At 63.4% G+C, this 17,366-nt stretch carries 17 protein-coding genes; 9 read left to right on the forward strand and 8 right to left on the reverse strand.

Annotation, left to right across the window (positions count from 1 at the left end; translation table 11 throughout):
* Positions 1-62 precede the first annotated feature (62 nt).
* A complete protein-coding gene (locus X773_RS45270; protein ID WP_023674951.1) occupies positions 63-893 on the forward strand; it encodes an alpha/beta hydrolase in 831 nt (276 codons plus the stop codon).
* 7 nt (positions 894-900) lie between these two features.
* Here X773_RS45270 and glp read toward each other — a convergent pair whose 3' ends face one another.
* Genes glp through X773_RS45295 form a run of 5 tightly spaced genes read right to left on the reverse strand, consistent with a single transcriptional unit; the run spans position 901 to position 6,331 of the window.
* The gene (gene glp / locus X773_RS45275) at positions 901-2,106 is read right to left on the reverse strand and encodes a gephyrin-like molybdotransferase Glp (protein ID WP_023674952.1); all 1,206 of its coding nucleotides are present in this window, start codon (positions 2,104-2,106) and stop codon (positions 901-903) included.
* Complete coding sequence (moaC, locus tag X773_RS45280) at positions 2,106-2,612, reverse strand: cyclic pyranopterin monophosphate synthase MoaC (protein ID WP_023674953.1); 507 nt, start codon at positions 2,610-2,612, stop codon at positions 2,106-2,108. The genes glp and moaC overlap by 1 nt, the downstream gene beginning before the upstream one ends.
* 2 nt (positions 2,613-2,614) lie before the next feature.
* Positions 2,615-3,427, reverse strand: a complete 813-nt coding sequence (gene trpC / locus X773_RS45285; RefSeq protein WP_023674954.1) for an indole-3-glycerol phosphate synthase TrpC — start codon at positions 3,425-3,427, stop codon at positions 2,615-2,617.
* A 4-nt stretch (positions 3,428-3,431) separates the two neighbouring features.
* Positions 3,432-4,442 carry an anthranilate phosphoribosyltransferase gene (gene trpD, locus X773_RS45290; protein WP_023674955.1) on the reverse strand — a complete coding sequence of 337 codons (1,011 nt, stop codon included), beginning with the start codon at positions 4,440-4,442 and terminating at the stop codon, positions 3,432-3,434.
* Positions 4,439-6,331, reverse strand: a complete 1,893-nt coding sequence (locus X773_RS45295) for a SurA N-terminal domain-containing protein (RefSeq protein WP_023674956.1) — start codon at positions 6,329-6,331, stop codon at positions 4,439-4,441. The genes trpD and X773_RS45295 overlap by 4 nt, the downstream gene beginning before the upstream one ends.
* A 142-nt stretch (positions 6,332-6,473) precedes the next feature.
* Between X773_RS45295 and tpiA the strand changes: the two genes are divergently transcribed.
* The 5 genes from tpiA to X773_RS45320 all read left to right on the forward strand — a co-directional run bounded on the left by tpiA (position 6,474) and on the right by X773_RS45320 (position 11,506).
* Positions 6,474-7,241: a triose-phosphate isomerase gene (tpiA, locus tag X773_RS45300; protein WP_023674957.1), complete on the forward strand. Its 768-nt coding sequence runs from the start codon at positions 6,474-6,476 to the stop codon at positions 7,239-7,241.
* A 163-nt stretch (positions 7,242-7,404) separates the two neighbouring features.
* Positions 7,405-7,857, forward strand: a complete 453-nt coding sequence (secG, locus tag X773_RS45305; RefSeq protein ID WP_023674958.1) for a preprotein translocase subunit SecG — start codon at positions 7,405-7,407, stop codon at positions 7,855-7,857.
* A 199-nt stretch (positions 7,858-8,056) separates the two neighbouring features.
* The gene (locus tag X773_RS45310) at positions 8,057-9,178 is read left to right on the forward strand and encodes a L,D-transpeptidase (protein ID WP_023674959.1); all 1,122 of its coding nucleotides are present in this window, start codon (positions 8,057-8,059) and stop codon (positions 9,176-9,178) included.
* 148 nt (positions 9,179-9,326) lie between these two features.
* Positions 9,327-10,955: a CTP synthase gene (locus tag X773_RS45315; protein ID WP_023674960.1), complete on the forward strand. Its 1,629-nt coding sequence runs from the start codon at positions 9,327-9,329 to the stop codon at positions 10,953-10,955.
* 11 nt (positions 10,956-10,966) lie between these two features.
* Positions 10,967-11,506: a DUF1697 domain-containing protein gene (locus X773_RS45320; protein WP_023674961.1), complete on the forward strand. Its 540-nt coding sequence runs from the start codon at positions 10,967-10,969 to the stop codon at positions 11,504-11,506.
* A 29-nt stretch (positions 11,507-11,535) separates the two neighbouring features.
* On the opposite strand, the gene X773_RS45325 is transcribed toward X773_RS45320, so the two are convergent.
* The 3 genes from X773_RS45325 to X773_RS45335 form a co-directional block, all read right to left on the reverse strand.
* On the reverse strand, positions 11,536-12,993 hold the full coding sequence (locus X773_RS45325; protein ID WP_023674962.1) for an NCS1 family nucleobase:cation symporter-1: 1,458 nt from the start codon (positions 12,991-12,993) through the stop codon (positions 11,536-11,538).
* Positions 12,994-13,186: 193 nt separating this feature from the next.
* Positions 13,187-13,579, reverse strand: coding sequence for an MmcQ/YjbR family DNA-binding protein (locus X773_RS45330; RefSeq protein ID WP_023674963.1), 393 nt, complete (start codon positions 13,577-13,579; stop codon positions 13,187-13,189).
* Between the two features lie 27 nt (positions 13,580-13,606).
* A complete protein-coding gene (locus X773_RS45335; protein WP_023674964.1) occupies positions 13,607-14,299 on the reverse strand; it encodes a TetR/AcrR family transcriptional regulator in 693 nt (230 codons plus the stop codon).
* 163 nt (positions 14,300-14,462) lie between these two features.
* Here X773_RS45335 and X773_RS45340 point away from each other — a divergent pair, with 163 nt between their 5' ends.
* From X773_RS45340 to X773_RS45350, 3 genes are read left to right on the forward strand one after another with little or no spacing between them, the layout of a single operon-like run.
* Positions 14,463-15,446, forward strand: coding sequence for an efflux RND transporter periplasmic adaptor subunit (locus X773_RS45340; RefSeq protein WP_245274630.1), 984 nt, complete (start codon positions 14,463-14,465; stop codon positions 15,444-15,446).
* A gap of 6 nt (positions 15,447-15,452) precedes the next feature.
* The gene (locus X773_RS45345) at positions 15,453-16,694 is read left to right on the forward strand and encodes an ABC transporter permease (protein ID WP_023674966.1); all 1,242 of its coding nucleotides are present in this window, start codon (positions 15,453-15,455) and stop codon (positions 16,692-16,694) included.
* A complete protein-coding gene (locus X773_RS45350) occupies positions 16,691-17,362 on the forward strand; it encodes an ABC transporter ATP-binding protein (protein ID WP_023674967.1) in 672 nt (223 codons plus the stop codon). Before X773_RS45345 ends, X773_RS45350 begins: the two co-directional genes overlap by 4 nt.
* The last annotated feature ends 4 nt before the right edge of the window (positions 17,363-17,366 follow it).

Consider the following 17,366-nt stretch of genomic DNA (forward strand, 5'->3'; position numbering starts at 1 on the left):
GACGACGCGCCGCGCGATGCTCACGGCTACGTTGCAAGGCCATATGCCAGGGAGGGCGCAGGGTGTTCGAACGTCACATTGCCGATTGGGACAACGCCTATGCCAACGGCGCCAACGTAGCCGGCAGCGATCGCTGGCCGGCGGCCTGGATCGAGCCCGCGCGGGTTTTCCGCGACGTGCTTTCGACCGAGGGCAGGGCGCGGCTCGACATGGCCTATGGCGACAACCCACGCAACCGGCTCGATCTTTTCCTGCCGGCCATCAAGCCCAAGGGACTCGTGGTGTTCGTTCATGGCGGCTACTGGATGGCATTCGACAAAAATTTCTGGTCGCATCTTGCCACTGGCCCTGTTGATCGCGGCTATGCGGTGGCGATGCCGTCCTACACGCTCTGTCCGCAGATACGCATTGGCGGCATCGTCAAGGAAGTCGGCGCGGCGATCGGCAAGGCGGCGGCGATGGTCCCAGGGCCGCTGATGCTGACCGGACACTCGGCCGGCGGCCATCTTGTTAGCCGGATGGTTACGGCGACGACGCCGCTGGCGCCCGAAGTGGTCCGGCGCGTTCGTCACGTGGTGTCGATCTCGGGGGTGCATGATTTGCGCCCGATCATGCGCACCGGCATGAACGAGACGATCGCGATCGATGAGGCCGAGGCGCAGGCCGAAAGCCCGGTGCTGCTGCGCCCGATGGACAAGGCCCGCCTGACCTGCTGGGCCGGCGGCGGCGAGCGCGCCGAATTCCTGCGTCAGAGCGCGTTGCTGGCCAACATCTGGATCGGCCTGGGTACCGCGACCAGCTCGGTGGTGGAACCTGACCGGCATCATTTCAACATCATCGACGGTTTGGCCGATCCAGACCATCCGCTGACCCGGACCTTGATTTCGGAGTGAGGCAGGTTCAGCGTAGCATCAGCACGTCGCAGGGGGAGCCCGCCGCCGCGGCAGGAGCGAACGGCGCGCGAACGATCAGCCCGTCGGCATCGGCCAGCATTTTCAGCATCGAGGAGTCCTGGATGCCGAACGGCGTCGCCACGAGCGCGCCGGCGTTGGTGCTGACAACAGCCCGCACATAATCCTGCCTGAGATCATTGGCCGGCATGGCGGTACCGAGCCGCGCCCGACGCATATCCTGCTGAAAGGCGCGGCCGCCGAGCTGCGCCAGCAACGGCTTCAGGAAGAGCTGGGTGCAGACCAGGCTTGCCACCGGATTGCCGGGCAGGCCGATGCAGCGGATGTCGCCCAGCCGCCCGAACATCAGCGGCTTGCCGGGCCGCATGGCGATCTTCCAGAAATCGAGAGCCATGCCTTCCCCGGTCAGCACGTCATGAACGAGGTCGTGGTCTCCGACCGAGGCACCACCCAGCGTGACGATGACGTTCGCGCCCGCCTTCACCGCCTTTGTCACCAGCGCAGCGATCGCCTCCTTGCGGTCCGGCGCAATGCCGAGATCGAGCGCGCGCGCGCCGACCGACTGTGCGGCGGCGGCGACGCCATAGGCGTTTGACGAGATGATCTGGTCGGGGCCAAGCTCACTGCCCGGCGGCAGCAATTCGTCGCCGGTGGCGATGATGGCGACCAGCGGCCGCTTGACCACGCCGACCTTGGGGTGGTTGGCCGATGCCGCCAGCGACAAGGCCGCCGGATCGAGCAGGCGGCCCTCGCCCAGCAGGACGTCGTCCTTGGCGAAATCGAGCCCGAGGCGGCGGATGTTGCGCCCCTGCACCGTCGGCTCCGTCACTTCGACGCTGCCGCCGCCGTGGTCGCGGACGTTCTCCTGGATGACGATGGTGTCGGCGCCTTCGGGAAGCGGCGCGCCGGTAAAGATGCGTACGGCTTGCCCTTGCTGCACCACCCCGGCAAAGCCGCGTCCGGCTGGCGCCATGCCGACCACCGAAAGCTTTGCTGGTATGGACGCGATATCGGCGGCCCGCACGGCATAGCCGTCCATGGCGGAGGCATTGAACGGCGGCTGGGTGCGGAGCGCCACGACCGGCTCCGCCAACACGCGGTCTGCGGCATCCAGCAGTGCGACGCGTTCACCCGGCAGCGCTGCTGCGCCATCCAGCAGGCGCTCGAGCGCCTCGGCAACGGGGACCAGCGCCATTATCGGCCGGCCCCGGTGGTCCGATCTCCGGTGACCTTATAGTCGCCGGATTTGCCGCCGGTCTTTTCAACCAGCCTGATGCCGGAGATGACCATGGCGCGGTCGACCGCCTTGGCCATGTCGTAGATGGTCAGGCAAGCGACCGAGACGGCACTCAGAGCCTCCATCTCAACGCCGGTCTTGCCGGTGACGCGGGTCAATGCTGTCACCTTCAGGCCGGGCAGCGCGGCGTCCGCCTCGATATCGACAGATATCCTGGTCAGCAGCAGCGGATGGCAAAGCGGGATCAGTTCATGCGTCTTCTTGGCCGCCATGATGCCGGCAATGCGCGCGGTGCCCAGCACGTCGCCCTTCTTGGCGTCGCCGGCGAGGATCATGTCCAGCGTCTCGGGCCGCATCGCGACAAAACCTTCTGCGACTGCCGTGCGCACCGTCTCAGCCTTGTCGCCGACATCGACCATGTTGGCTTCGCCCTGCGCGCCAAGATGGGTGAGGGCGGCCGCCATCCTCAAACGGCCTCTGCCGGCGCCTTGCCCGTCAACAGCAGGCGCGTTGCCGCGGCCACGTCCTGCTGGCGCATCAGGCTCTCGCCGACCAGGAAAGTCGCAATGCCGCTCTGCTCCAGCCGGCGGCAATCGTCGTGCGAAAAGATACCGCTCTCGCTGACCAGATGGCGGTCGGCCGGCACCATCGCTACCAGCCGCTCCGAGGTCTGTAGGCTGGTTTCGAAGGTCCGGAGATTGCGGTTGTTGATTCCGATCAGCCGCGACGACAGCTGCAGCGCGCGTTCCATTTCAGCCTCGTCATGCACTTCGACCAGCGCGTCCATGCCGAGCCCGAACGCTGTCGCTTCGAGTTCTCTTGCCAACGCGTCGTCGACGCTGGCCATGATGATCAGGATGGCATCGGCGCCCCATGCCCTGGCCTCGTAGACCTGATAGGGGTCGAACAGGAAATCCTTGCGCAATGCAGGCAGCTCGACGGCAGCGCGCGCAGTGGTGAGGAATTCGGGCGCGCCTTGGAAGGAGGGTGCGTCGGTCAGCACCGAAAGGCAGACGGCACCGCCCTTCGCATAGGCACTGGCCAGCGTCGGCGGATCGAAATCGGCGCGGATCAGGCCTTTGGATGGGCTAGCCTTCTTGATTTCGGCAATCAGCGCGAACCTGCCGGATTTGCGCTTTGCTTCAAGGGCGGAAAGAAAGCCGCGCGGCGCGTCGGCATCAGTCGCCCGTGCCTTGATCTCGGCGAGCGGCACGCGCGCCTTGGCCGCCGTGATCTCGTCGCGCTTGTAAGCCTCGATCTTGCGCAGGATGTCGGACATGGTTTTAACCGTTCGAAATCTCGATCAGCCTATCGAGCACTTTCAGCGCGCGGCCGCTGTCGATGGCCTGCGCCGCCGTTACCATGCCGTCGGCAAGCGTCGTCGCTTTGCCGGCCACCACCAGCCCGGCGCCGGCATTCATCAGCACCGTATCGCGAAAGGCGCCGGCGGCGCCGCCCAGCATGTCGCGCAGTGCCTGGGCGTTGTGGGCGGCGTCGCCGCCGCGCAACTCGTCCTTGGTGTGACGCGTCAGCCCGACTGCTTCCGGGGTCAGCGTAAAGCTGCGGATCTCGCCGCCGGCCAGTTCGGCGACAAGTGTCTCGCCGGTGGTGGTGATCTCGTCATAGCCGTCGCCATGGACGATCCAGGCATGGTCGGCACCAAGTTCCTTCAACGTTTCTGCCACGGGCATGATCCATTCGGGCAGGAACACGCCGACCATCTGCCGTCTGACACTCGCCGGATTGGAAAGCGGGCCCAGCAGGTTGAAGATGGTGCGGGTTCCGAGCTCGACCCGGGTCGGGCCGACATGCTTCATCGCCGGGTGATGCGCCGGCGCGAACATGAAGCCGACGCCGGCCTCGTGGATGCAGCGGCCGATCGTCTCCGGAGGGATGTCGATCTTGACGCCCAATGCGATCAGCACATCGGCGGCGCCGGTCAGCGAGGACAGTCCGCGATTGCCGTGCTTGGCGACGGGCACGCCGCTGCCGGCGATGACGAAAGCGGATGCGGTCGAAATGTTGACGCTGTGCGAATTGTCGCCGCCGGTGCCGACAATGTCGATGGCGCCCTCGGGGGCTTCGACACGTAGCATCTTGGCGCGCATGGTGGCGACGGCGCCGGCGATCTCGCTGACGGTCTCACCGCGCACGCGCAATGCCATCAAGAAGCCGCCGATCTGGCCGGGGGTAGCATCGCCCGACATGATAATGTCGAAGGCCTCGCGCGCCTCCTCGAAAGAAAGAGCGCTGCCGGCGGCGACCTTGGCGATGTGGATCTTCAGCGCGCTCATCTGGCCAGGGCTTGGGTTACGGCCGTCTGATCGATGCGGACGTCATATTGCGTCTGCAACTGCGCCACCAACTGGTCGAGCAGGTCGTCGGACATGCCGGAGGTGAAGGACTTCTGTGCGTCCTCGGGTACTGAGCTGGCATCGGCCCCGGCAGGCTCGAACACCTCGGCAACCTTGAACAGGATCTGTCCGTCGCCCGTAGGTGAGGGGATCAGCCCGGTGCCGCCTTCGCCGACGCCGAACATCGCGGCGGCGCCGTCCTTGCCGAAATCGACGTCGTCCGCATCGCGCTTGACGCCGCGCTTGGTCTGCTTTTCGAGCTTGAGCTCACCGGCGATCACCTCGAGCGTGGCGCCAGCCTTGAGACGCTTCTCGAGCTCCTGTGCTTTTGCGGTGAGCCGTTTGGTGGTCTCCGCCGCGGTCCAGTCGGCCACGACCTTCTGGCGGACTTCGTCCAATGTGCGGTCGCGGGCAGGCGTGATCGCGCTCACGTCGTAGAAGACGAAGCCGTTATCGGCGGTGGTGAGGCCTTCATTGTCGGTTCCGGGTTCGGATTCGAACACCGCCTTGATGAGTGCCGGCGATTCCGGCAGGTCTTTGACGATGCTTCCATCCGGCCGTTGGCCGGTGCGGTCGATGGCATCGATGGTGACGACCTTCAGCTTCAATTTGGCGGCTGCCTCGGCGAGCGAACTGCCCGAGGCGCGCGTATCCTCGTAATTGTCGTGCACGTCCAGCAAGATGCGGCTTGCCTCGCCCAGTGCCAGGTCCTTGCGGATCTGCTCGGACACTTCGGCCAGCGGCTTCACCACTTCGGGCTTGATCTCGGTGACGCGCAGCAGAACGGGACCAAAGGCGCCCTGTACGACCGGGCTGACCTCATTGACGTTGAGTTTGAAGGCAGCATCGGCGACCGCCTTGTCGGCGATCTTGTCCTTGGCCAGCGTGCCGAGCAGCGTGTCGGCCGGCGTCTTGCCTTCGGCAGCGACGATCTTGTCGAAGGTCGCGCCGGTCCTGAGCGAATCGAGCGCCGCCTTTGCGGCATCAGGTGTCTTGAACACAAGCTGCTCGATGGTGCGCATCTCCGGCGTGGTGTAGCGCGCCTTGTTCTTATTGTAGTCGTCGCTGACCTGTTGGTCGGTCACCGCGCTCAAATCCATGATGTCTTCCGGTTCGAGCCTGACATAGAAGAACTTGCGGTATTCGGGCGCGGCGTAGGTTTTCTTGTTTTCCTCGAAATAGGCCGAAAGCGCGCTGTCGGACGGCGCTTCTATCGGCTCGACAAGCGATTTCGGCAAGGTCAGGTAGTCGATGGTGCGATCTTCGCCGCGATAGAGCGCGACCGCCTTGAAGAATGTATCCGGGGCCTTGAGGCCGTCCGAAACCGCCTCGACGATCTGCTGGCGGACCGCGACCTGGGCGCGGTTCTTCAAATAGTCTTCCGGCCGCATGCCGATCTGCCGAAGCAGGTACTCGAAGGTTCTCCTGTCGAAGCTTCCGGCAGGCCCTTTGAACGCCGGGTCTTCACGCGTCAGTTCGGCGAGCCGGTCCTTTGACAGGCCGAGTCCGAGCTTGCGGGCCTGCTCGTCGAGGACAGCGCCCGACACGAGTTGCGCCAGCACCTGGTTGTCGATGCCGAGCGCCGTCGCTTGCTCACGGCTGATGCGCTTGCCGAATTGCTGCGACATGACGCTGAGCTGGCGATCGTAGGCGAGGCGGTATTCGTTGATCGAGACCTTGGTGCCTCCGGCCGTGATCACGGCATCATGGCCGGCAAGACCGCCCATCAGGCGGCCCGAGATGCCCCAGACGGCGAAGCTCAACACCAACAATGACAGCAGCAGTTTAGCGACCCAGGTCCCCGCCGCGCTTCTCAACATACCAAGCATGAGTACTTCCGATTTTTGCGCATTTCGCATGCGCCGAGTCTGAAACAAGCGCAATAGCGCCCTTCCTGCCCACTGTCGATTGCTTTGTGGCCTGATTTTGATAGTGAGGGCCAGCTGGAAATTGCCCGGAGAAACAAATCCCATGACGCCTGGAATCCGCCCGCTCGTCGCTGGCAACTGGAAAATGAACGGCACTAGCGCCTCGCTCAACGAGCTCAGGATGATCGGCAACGGCTTCATGAGTGGGCTCGACGCCGAGACCGAAGCGGTGGTCTGCGTGCCGGCGACCTTGCTTGCGCACGCCGCCGAGATTCTGTCGCGCACGCCGGTGCGGGCCGGCGGAGAGGATTGCCACACCGAGGAAAGCGGCGCCTATACCGGCTGCATTTCGGCCGAGATGCTGAAGGATGCAGGTGCCAGCCATGTCATCGTCGGCCATTCCGAATGCCGCGCCGATCGCAAGGAGGACGATGCCTTGGTCCAGGCCAAGGCCTCCGCCGCATGGCGCGCCGGGCTGGTGGCCATCATCTGCATTGGTGAGACAAGAGCCGAACGAGAAGCAGGAGCCACGCTCGACGTGCTGTCGCGCCAGGTCGCTGGCTCGGTCCCGCCAAACGCCACGGCTTCCAACACCGTCATTGCCTATGAGCCAATATGGGCGATTGGGACCGGCTTGACCCCGACCGCCGCCGACGTCGCCGAGGCACATGCGCATATCCGCGAAGAACTGGCACGGAAGCTCGGCAATACGGCGGCCAAGATGCGCATTCTCTACGGCGGCTCGGTCAAGCCGTCCAACGCCGTCGAGTTGCTCGGCGTCAGGAATGTCGATGGCGCGCTGGTCGGCGGCGCCAGCCTAAAGGCGGCGGACTTCCTCGGCATCGCGGAAGCCTATCGAAACATCGCTTGATACAAGGGCTGCTTGCTGCATTTGAGCGGACGGCCGGCGCCGAAATCGTTGCAAAGGACGCATTGCTTCCCATATTCCGGCCACGGGCTTGGAAATGCCGTCAAAGCATTGTATTGAGCCGCCTCCAAATCAGCGGCCGCACAAGGCCTTGCCAGGGTAAATTATGGAAACCGTACTGATCGTCGTCCACCTCATGGTCGTGCTCGCGCTTGTCGGCGTGGTGCTGCTGCAGCGCTCCGAAGGCGGCGGCCTCGGCATCGGCGGCGGATCGGGCTTCATGACCGCGCGTGGCGCCGCCAATGCGCTGACGCGGGCGACGGCGATCCTGGCTGCCGCTTTCTTCGTCACTTCGCTGACACTGTCGATCGTTGCGCGCTATGGCGAGAAGCCGATCGACATTCTCGATCGCGTGCCGGCGACCTCGGACGGAGCAGGCAAGGGCGTACTCAACCAATTGCCTGGAACCACGACGCCGACGCCGCCTTCGGGCACCACGGCGCCGATCCCGCCGTCCGGCAATGGCGCGGCAACGACGCCGCCGGCAACCGCTCCGGCGACGCCGCCAGCGACAAACGGCGCCACCGCGCCGGCCACGCCGCAGGTCCCCAACCAGTAATAGGGCAACTTATGCCGCGATCTGTTGTCGTTTGAACACAGTCGCGGCAAATGCCGCACGATCACGAAGATTCGACTGCGCCTCACGCTTGAGGCGCTTCCGGCTAATCGATTATAGGTTGCACGCGGCATTCTCGGCGTCCTTGGGGGGCGCCGGGCGACGCCGTGGGCAACAAGCATTGAACGATCGGATCTTCCCCATGCAGCTTCGCAGCTTCATTTTTGCCGGCCTTTGTGCCGTGCTCAGCCTAGGTGCGCCCGCTTACGCGGCCATGCCGACGGCAAACTCGGCCCACAAAGCCGCAACAACAACCGACGTCGTCAAGGTCGCTGCCAAAAGCGATGCAGCGCAATTGAAGCTTCTCAAGAAGAAGAAAGATCCGACGCCGGACGACCTTGCGCAGATCCGCAAGATCGAAGCCAAGATCGCAGCCGACAAGGAAGCCGCTCGCGCCAAGGCACTCGAAGCCAGGAAGCTAGCGATGCGCGAGGCGGCGAAAGCCAAAGCCGATGCGGAACGGCAGGCGTTCCTTGCCAAGAAGAGCCAGCCGCTCGCAACGGCCAAGGTGGCTGACGCCACGCCGGCCAAGAAGAAGACCGTCAACATCATCGAACCGATTACGCCCATTGCGCCGATCCAGTCGGCCGAGCCGATCCCGGCCGAGGCCATGAACGTTGCGCTGACCGGCAACAATGGCGAGTTGCGCAGCGAACCGGTCGGGCAGAAGCCGCAGAGCGTCGGGCTGTTCGCGGGACTGTTCGGCGGCACATCCACTTCGTCGATGTCGCTGCTTCCGGAAACACGCGCGCTCGACGCCGCGCTCGAAAGGAAGCAGGCCAAGCGGCAGTTCAAGGTCAAGGCGGAATTCGTGCCGCAGGAGGTCGAATTCACCGGCTACAACCCCGGCACCATCGTCATCGATACCAGCGCCCGTCGTCTCTACCTCGTCGAATCATCGTCAACCGCCCGCCGTTATGCCATCGCGGTCGGCCGGGAAGGCCTGCAGTTCAAGGGTACGGTTGCCGTCGGCGACAAGCAGGAATGGCCGCGCTGGATTCCGACGCTGGATATGCAAAAGCGCGAACCCAAGCACTATGGCCAGTACAAGGACGGCATGCCCGGCGGCGGCGACAATCCGCTCGGTGCGCGCGCCATCTATCTTTACGACGGCAAGAAGGATACCCACCTGCGCATTCACGGCACCATCGCGCCGCAGTCAATCGGAACCAGCGCCTCCAATGGCTGCTTCCGTATGATCAACGAGCACGTCATGGACCTTTACCGCCGGGTGAAAGTAGGCACCAAAGTCGTCATCATCTGACGCTTTGACAGATCGTGCCAAAAGGGCCGGCCTCGCCGGCCCTTTTGTTTTGATACGCCAACGACCAGAGCGCCTTCTTGGGAAAAAGCCTTCGCGGCGGTTTTTTTCTCTGGCGGAATCAATTCGGCCGCGTTAAGCGATGACTCCCATGGCGCGATATGTATTCATCACAGGCGGCGTGGTTTCCTCACTTGGAAAAGGTATTGCTGCAGCGGCCCTTGGGGCTCTCTTGCAGGCGCGGGGCTATCGCGCACGCATCAAAAAGCTCGATCCCTATCTCAATGTCGATCCCGGCACGATGTCGCCCTATCAGCACGGCGAAGTCTTCGTGACCGATGACGGGGCCGAGACCGATCTCGATCTTGGCCATTATGAGCGCTTCACCGGCCGCTCGGCCAACCAGCAAGACAACATCACCACCGGCCGGATCTATAAGAACATCATCGAGCGCGAGCGGCGCGGCGACTATCTCGGCGCTACCGTGCAGGTCATTCCGCACGTCACCGACGAGATCAAGAATTTCGTCCTCAACGGCAATGACGACTACGATTTCGTGCTGTGCGAGATCGGCGGCACCGTCGGCGACATCGAAGCGATGCCGTTCCTGGAGGCGATCCGCCAGCTCGGCAACGACCTGCCGCGCAACAACGCCGTCTACGTCCACCTGACCTTGATGCCTTACATTCCGACGGCAGGCGAACTGAAGACCAAGCCGACGCAGCATTCGGTCAAGGAGTTGCGCGGCATCGGCATTGCACCCGACATACTGCTGGTCCGCGCCGATCGGCCGATCCCCAAGGAAGAGCGCAGAAAGCTGTCGCTGTTCTGCAATGTCCGCGAAAGCGCCGTCATCCAGGCGCTCGACGTCCCGCATATCTACGACGTGCCGATGGCCTATCACAATGAAGGGCTGGATTCGGAAGTGCTGGCGGCCTTCGGCATCGATCCGGCGCCGAAGCCGCGCATGGAACGGTGGCAAGCGGTGTCCAACCGCATCCACAATCCGGAAGGCGAAGTGACCATTGCCGTCGTCGGCAAATATACCGGCCTCAAGGACGCCTACAAATCGCTAATCGAGGCGCTATCGCATGGCGGCCTCGCCAACCGGGTCAAGGTCAAGCTCGACTGGATCGAAAGCGAGATATTCGAGAAGGAAGACCCGGCGCCGTGGCTGGAGAAGGTCCATGGCATTCTCGTCCCCGGCGGTTTTGGCGAGCGCGGCTCGGAGGGCAAGATCCTGGCGGCGAAGTTCGCGCGCGAGCGCAAGGTGCCGTATTTCGGCATCTGCTTCGGCATGCAGATGGCCTGCATCGAGGCGGCGCGTTCGCTGGCCGGCGTCGAGCGCGCATCATCGACCGAGTTCGGTCCAACCGAGGAGCCGGTCGTCGGCTTGATGACCGAATGGCTGAAGGGCAACATGCTGGAAAAGCGCAGGGAAACCGGCGACCTTGGTGGTACCATGCGGCTCGGTGCCTACCAGGCCGACCTCGCCAAGGGATCGAAGATCGCCGAGATCTATGGCGATACCCAGATTTCCGAACGCCATCGCCACCGCTACGAGGTCAATGTCGACTACAAGGAGCGGCTCGAGGATTGCGGCCTGGTGTTTGCCGGCATGTCGCCGGACGGCGTGCTACCGGAAACGGTCGAATATCCCGACCACCCCTGGTTCATCGGCGTGCAGTACCATCCCGAGTTGAAAAGCCGGCCGCTCGATCCGCACCCGCTGTTTGCCAGCTTCATCGAGGCGGCGGTAGAGCAGTCGCGGCTGGTCTAGACTAGCCGCCCATGCAAACTTACGTCGCGCTGCTCTACAGCATTGTCCTGGGCGAGGGGCAGCGGGTCGTCATGTCCGATCTGAAGGCGATGGCCGAAGGCCTGGGTCTGAATAACCCGCGCACGCTGGTAGCGACCGGCAATCTGGTCTTCGAGGCGCAAGAAACAGAACTTGCGGCGTTGGAGCAGCGGCTGGAGGCGGCGTTCGCAAAGACTTTCGGCCGCCACGTCGACATCATCGTGCGCCGCGCCGACGGCTGGCTAAGGCTGGCGGCCGGCAATCCGTTCCCAGCTGAATCGGCCGAGGCCGCGGACCAGGTGGCGGTGCGCGTGATGCGAGCGCCCGTTCCCGCCGAGACCGCCGCGGCGCTTGAGGCATATGCCGGCAAGGACGAGAAGCTGCGGATTGTCGGCGGCGACATCTGGATCGTCTTTTCCCGCGAGACGCCGAGTTCGCGGCTGCTTGCGGCGGTCAGTCACAAACGCCTGGGCATCGGCACCTCGCGCAACTGGAATACAGTGCGCCGCCTGGCCGAGATGGTCGCAGAATGAACGGGGCGGCTTGCGCCGCCCCGAATCGCTCAAGCTTTGGCTATCCTGGCTCCGGCACCGAGTGCCATCGTGCGCAGCACGTAGTAGATAACGCCGGCAATTGCCACGCCGAAGAACCAGCCATAGACGCCCCACCAGGACGGCAGCAGGCTGGTGAAGTTGGGCAGGATCGAGGAGAAGACCGCGCCGATACCGGCGGCGATGAAGGCATTGACATGCCAGCCGCCCTGAAAGCGGAATTCGCCATTCTCCCTGTAGAGCGCCTCGACGTCGACCTCGCCCTTCCGGATCAGGTAATAGTCGACCATCATCACGCCGAAGATCGGCCCCATCGTCGCGCCAATGATGTTGACGAAGGAGGCGGCACTGCCTTCCCAGGGCGCGAATGGATAGAGCACCAGCGCGATCAGCGCCGCGATGTAGCCGCCCTTCTTGAAGTCGATCTGGCGTGGAAAGACATTGGAGAAGTCGAAGGCCGGCGACACAAAGTTCGCCACCACATTGATGCCGAGCGTCGCCACCGCAAAGGTCAGGGCTGCGAGCGCCGCCAGGAACCAGCTGTCGAATTTCGCCGAAATCTGGTCGGGATGCAGCAGCACCTCGCCATAGACGTCGAAGGCGGCGATCGTGGTGACGCCGGCGACCAGCGAGAACAGGATAAGATTGATCGGCAGGCCCCAGATATTGCCCTTGCGCAGCGATGCCTTGTCCGGGGCGTAGCGCGCAAAATCGCAGAAGTTGAGATAGAGCGCGGAGAAATAGGTCACCCAGATCGCGGCCACCGCAAACAGCGAGGTCCAGGAGCCCGGCGTGCCCGGCACGCCCGCGTCCTTTGTCTTTTCCAGCAGCACATCCATCGGGATGTCGCTGGTGAACGCGAAGGTGCCTGCCTTGATGCAAAGATAGATCGCCAGGATCAGCATCATCACCCACACCGCCGGTCCGGCCCAATCCTGGAAGCGGCGCACCGTTTCCATGCCTTTCTGGATGATCAGGAGCTGCAGCGCCCAGATGATGGCGAAACAGATCACCTCGAGCCCGGAGTGGCCGAGGAAATGGGTGCTCTGGTTGAAGTCGGCGAACCATTGCGAGCGGATCAGCAGGGCTACGATCGCCCCGGAGGCGGCCGCCGTCTGCGCGCCGTACCAGAAGCAGGCGACGATGGCGCGCACCAGCGCCGGTATGTTGGCGCCCCAGATGCCGAAGGAGGCACGCGCCAGGACCGGGTAGGGCACCCCGGTCTTCACGCCGGCATAGCCGACCATGTTCATCAGCGCATAGATGATCAGCGAACCGATACCGATGGCGATGATGAAGTTGACGAAGCCGCCGCAGAACAGGAACAGGCTGGCAGCGAGATAGTAGCCCCACAGGCTGTGGACGTCCGACGTCCAGACGTTGAAGATCGAGAACGGTCCCCAGTTTCGAACCTTCGCCGGAGCGAGATCCTCATTGTACAGGTCCGGTGATGCGCCTTGTATTGTCATTGCTATGTCCTCCCCTTGCAACCGCACGCGCCTCCACGCATGGCACGCAGGTTAAGCCTGACGCAGGGGAACCGGCAAGCAGACGATTTGCCGGCTTTGGGCTTAAAGTCATTCAATGAGAAACGCGCTTATCGGCGTGGCGTCGTTGAGCTTCTAGCGCCGACGATTCGTGGGGTGACACCGATCGCTCGACCTAAGCTCCCGAGTCCACCTTGTACGTGATCAGGGCGGCAAGCTTTTTGGGCGCTTGTGCGCGATAACTCTCATCGAGCCATGACTTCAGTTGTCCGATCGGTGGCAGTTCGTCCGATGCTGGTTCGAATGTCACCCATCCGCTCTTGCCAAGGCCGTACTCCGTCGGCGACGCATAGTGGAGCTTTCTCGCCTCGTCGCCGCTGTAGGGGAGTTTGAGGGAGATGCTGAACGGTTCGCCCTCCAGGCTCAAATAAGCAAAGGTCTTGCCTTTCACCGCGAGATCGTCGTGACCAGGCCACGGACTCTTTGTCTCGGCGCCTGGATAGGTGAGGCCGAAGGCGCGCAGTTCCTTGAGAACGGCATCGGTCGAAGCGCGCGATTTCCTACTCATCAACTCTCCTCCATCGCTGTCAGCGGCTTACGGCCCGGCTTCGAGAAAAGCCCGGGCAAAACCGGGCTGCACGGCTTCTATCGTTCCATCGGGCAACTTCAGAAGCCGGTCGATTGCGATGCCGTAGAGCCGCAATCGGCCCTCGAGCAGCCGCGCTGCTTCGTCGATATTACCCTGTTCGGCCGGTAGCAGGGCGCGGTGCATCACGTCCCGAAATGTCAGTCGGAGTTGCAGGAACATCTCGGCAAAAGCTTGCGGGTCGGGCACGTCGAGAATGCCTTCCTCGCTTCCCTTCCTGAGCAGATTTGTGATTATCGGCTCGGCCAGTTCCCTGGCCGCCTGGTCGACCCGATGGAAGAGGGCAAGGTTCTCGGGCCGGAACACGACGAAGAACGTTTTTCGCAATTGCGGGGCAAGCTCGATGTTCAGCCGTCGCGAGCCGGCAAAGAGTGCATTGAGCCGGCCAATCCCATCGAGTGACGGGTCGTCAAGGAGGGATTGCAGCTCGGCAAGGCTGTCACGTGCGAGACGTCTGGCGAGCGCCTCCAGCAGGGCCTCCTTCGACGCGAAATAGTGATAGAACGCACCCTTCGACAAGCCGGCCTCGCGGATGATGTCGTTCACCGTCGTGCTGTCGTAGCCATGCTCAAAGAAAAGCCGCTGGGCACAGTCGAGGAGCTCGGCGGATCGTATCTCCGGCGGCTTTATCACTCGGGGCAAAATCGACCTCACAAAGTACAGGGGGCAAGAGGAGCACGAACCGTTTCTTTAGGCAACTTTTATAGACCGACGGTCGGTCTAATGCTATGTCTGCCACCGCTCCGACGTTCGCATTCGATGGTGGAAGGAGAGCTTCTTGCGACGGATACGTTGGACTGTCGGCATCGTTCTTGTCGCGGCGACCGCTGCTTTCGGCGCTTGGTATGTGTTGCAGCCGGCCAAGGTTTCGGTCGTGACGCCACAACGCGGCGACGCGGCGGAAATTGTCTATGCGAGCGGCTCCGTCGAGCCGCGAACCTGGGCCAAGGTGGCTCCCGTGGTTCGCGAGCGGATCGTCGAGCAATGCAATTGCGAGGGGTCGCGAGTTAGGCAGGGCGACGTACTCGCCAGGCTTGACGACAGCGAGGCCCGGGCTGTGCTTGGCGAGATCGAAGCGCGTCAATCACTTGCCCAGGAAGAGCTCCGGAGGCTGACCGTGCTTGCCGAAAGGCGTGCGGCAAGCCAGCAGGCGCTCGATCGCGCGCAGAGCGAGCTTGGCCAGATCGAAGCGCTGGTTGCCGGACAGAAAGCGCGGCTCGACACCTACGTCTTACGAGCGCCGAGCGCCGGTATCGTGCTCAGGCAGGACGGCGAGGTGGGTGAGATCGCCGAACTAGGCGCCGTGTTGTTCTGGGTCGGCGAGCCGAAGCCGCTGCTGGTGGTCGCCGAGGTCAACGAGGAGGACATTCCAAGGGTCGAGATCGGCCAGCGCGCGCTGCTTAGATCCGATGCGTTCCCTCGGCAGAATCTGGAAGCGGTGGTCGACAGCATCACGCCCAAGGGCGATCCGGTGACGAAGACCTATCGCGTCCGCTTCCGCCTGCCGGACAATACGCCGCTTCGTATAGGCATGTCGACCGACGTGAACATTGTCATCCGCGTTTCGAAAAATGCGCTGTTGATCCCGTCGGTTGCGGTGGATGGGAACAAGGTGTTCGTAGTCGAAGGCGACAAGGCCTGGCGGCGTGAAATCCGAACGGGCATTCGCGGCACCAATGGCGTCGAAGTACAGTCAGGCATCGACGAGAAGATCAGCATCGTCTCGCCCTATCCCGCCGACCTCGGCGACGGGGGGCGCGTGAGCATCGCCGCCGCGCAGGAGAGATAGGCAACGATGGCGCTGATCGTCGACATTGCCGTAACGCATATCGCCGGCCGCGGCCGCCAGACGCTGGTCGCCATAGTCGGCGTCGCGGTGGGTGTCGGCTTCTCAATTGCGATGGCGGCGCTGATGCAGGGCGGGCAGGACGATTTCGTCAGGCAGCTCGTCGACACGATGCCGCATGTCGACATCACCGACGAGCAGCGCACAGCCCGCCGCCAGCCAGCCGAGGACTACTTCGAGACCGTCGCCATCTCCGGGCTCAGGCCGCGCGACGATCGCCGCGGCATCATCAATCCGACCGCCGCGACCTCCTGGCTCGAGAGCTGGGTTCCCGGCCGCTTCGCGGCAAGCCTAAAGACGCAGGGCGTGATCCGTTATTCCAGCCGCGAAATCGGCGCGGCGATCATCGGGGTCGAACCAGAGCGCGAATCCGGTGTCTCGCCGATCGTCGGCAAGTTCGTCGAAGGCAGCTTTTCGGCACTTGCCGCGGGCGGCAACAACGTGCTGATCGGCAACACGATGGCGAGCCGGCTCGGTGCCGGGTTCGGCGATACGATAACGGCGGTCTCCTCGGAAGGGCTGACGCGCAATTTCAAGATCGCCGGCCTTTTCCACACCGGCACCACCGCGCGCGACGAAGGCGAAGCTTATGTGCTTTTGAAGAACGCGCAGATTCTCTCAGCGCGGCCAAACGCCATCAACGAGATCCGCATCAAGCTCGACGATCCAAATCGCGCTCCGGCGGTGGCGCGCCGCGCCGAGGCTGAGCTGGGCTACAAGGCCGTGGCGTGGCAAGAAGCCAATGAATCGATTCTCGAAGCGCTCGTTGTGCGCAACGTCATCATGTACACGGTGGTCGGCGCAATCATGCTGGTTGCTGGCTTCGGCATCTACAACATCATCTCCACCATCACGCATGAGAAGGCGCGCGACATCGCCATCATGAAATCGCTCGGCTTCCCAGAGTCCGACATGCGCCGGCTCTTTCTGCTCGAAGGCCTGGTGATCGGCGCTGCCGGTTCCGCTCTCGGCTGGCTGCTCGGCTTCTCCATGATCTATGCGCTTTCGCTCATCCGTTTTGAGATCGCCGCGACCGGCCAGGAGATGACCCGGCTGCCGATAGCCTGGAGCCTGACCCACTATATCATCGCCTCGGCCTTCGCACTGGGCTCGGCGGCGGTGGCTGGCTACCTGCCGGCGCGCCGTGCAGCGCGCCTGAATCCGGTCGACATAGTAAGAGGCGCGACATGAGCGCACTCATCGAGACCGAGAGACTGACCCGCATCTTGCCAGAGACGGTCCCCGTTACGCTGGTCAAGGACGTCACGCTCACGATCAACGACAACGAATTCGTCGCCGTCACCGGACCCTCCGGCTCCGGTAAGTCCTCGCTGCTCTATCTGCTTGGGTTGCTCGACCGGCCGACAGGCGGGACCTTGAGGATAGGCGGACGCGATAGCGAGCCTATGAATGAAAGGGAGCGGGCGCAGACACGGCTTTCGACGCTGGGCTTCGTCTTCCAGTTTCATTTCCTTCTGCCGGAATTCACGGCGCGCGAAAATGTAGAAATTCCAATGCGCAAGCTTGGTCGGCTGGCCCGACCCGTGATGCGCGAACGGGCTGGCGAGTTGCTGTCATCGCTGGGGCTCGGCGAACATCTCGACAAGCGGCCGGACCAGCTTTCGGGAGGCCAGCGTCAGCGCGTCGCGGTGGCACGCTCGCTCGCCAACGACCCGCCGCTTATCCTGGCAGACGAGCCGACGGGGAGCCTCGACAGCAAGAGCTCGGAGCAGGTGTTCACAATCCTGCAGAATCTGGTGCGCGAACGCGGCAAGACGGTCGTGGCAGTCACGCATGACCTCGACATGGCCGCACGCATGGATCGCCGCATTCACATGGTGGACGGGAAGATCAGCTGAACCG

This window comes from Mesorhizobium sp. LSJC280B00, from assembly GCF_000502835.1.
Lineage (GTDB): Bacteria > Pseudomonadota > Alphaproteobacteria > Rhizobiales > Rhizobiaceae > Mesorhizobium.

Coding starts and splice junctions, on each gene's coding strand:
- trpC (WP_023674954.1), bottom strand. CDS start 3,427: ATGTCCGACATCCTGCGCAAGATCGAGGCTTACAAGCGCGACGAGATC.
- trpD (WP_023674955.1), bottom strand. CDS start 4,442: ATGAGCGCGCTGAAGATCCACATCGCCAAGGTCGCCGCCGGCAGCGCT.
- X773_RS45320 (WP_023674961.1), top strand. CDS start 10,967: ATGCAAACTTACGTCGCGCTGCTCTACAGCATTGTCCTGGGCGAGGGG.
- tpiA (WP_023674957.1), top strand. CDS start 6,474: ATGACGCCTGGAATCCGCCCGCTCGTCGCTGGCAACTGGAAAATGAAC.
- X773_RS45310 (WP_023674959.1), top strand. CDS start 8,057: ATGCAGCTTCGCAGCTTCATTTTTGCCGGCCTTTGTGCCGTGCTCAGC.
- X773_RS45325 (WP_023674962.1), bottom strand. CDS start 12,993: ATGACAATACAAGGCGCATCACCGGACCTGTACAATGAGGATCTCGCT.
- secG (WP_023674958.1), top strand. CDS start 7,405: ATGGAAACCGTACTGATCGTCGTCCACCTCATGGTCGTGCTCGCGCTT.
- X773_RS45345 (WP_023674966.1), top strand. CDS start 15,453: ATGGCGCTGATCGTCGACATTGCCGTAACGCATATCGCCGGCCGCGGC.
- glp (WP_023674952.1), bottom strand. CDS start 2,106: ATGGCGCTGGTCCCCGTTGCCGAGGCGCTCGAGCGCCTGCTGGATGGC.
- X773_RS45295 (WP_023674956.1), bottom strand. CDS start 6,331: ATGCTTGGTATGTTGAGAAGCGCGGCGGGGACCTGGGTCGCTAAACTG.
- X773_RS45330 (WP_023674963.1), bottom strand. CDS start 13,579: ATGAGTAGGAAATCGCGCGCTTCGACCGATGCCGTTCTCAAGGAACTG.
- X773_RS45350 (WP_023674967.1), top strand. CDS start 16,691: ATGAGCGCACTCATCGAGACCGAGAGACTGACCCGCATCTTGCCAGAG.
- moaC (WP_023674953.1), bottom strand. CDS start 2,612: ATGGCGGCCGCCCTCACCCATCTTGGCGCGCAGGGCGAAGCCAACATG.
- X773_RS45315 (WP_023674960.1), top strand. CDS start 9,327: ATGGCGCGATATGTATTCATCACAGGCGGCGTGGTTTCCTCACTTGGA.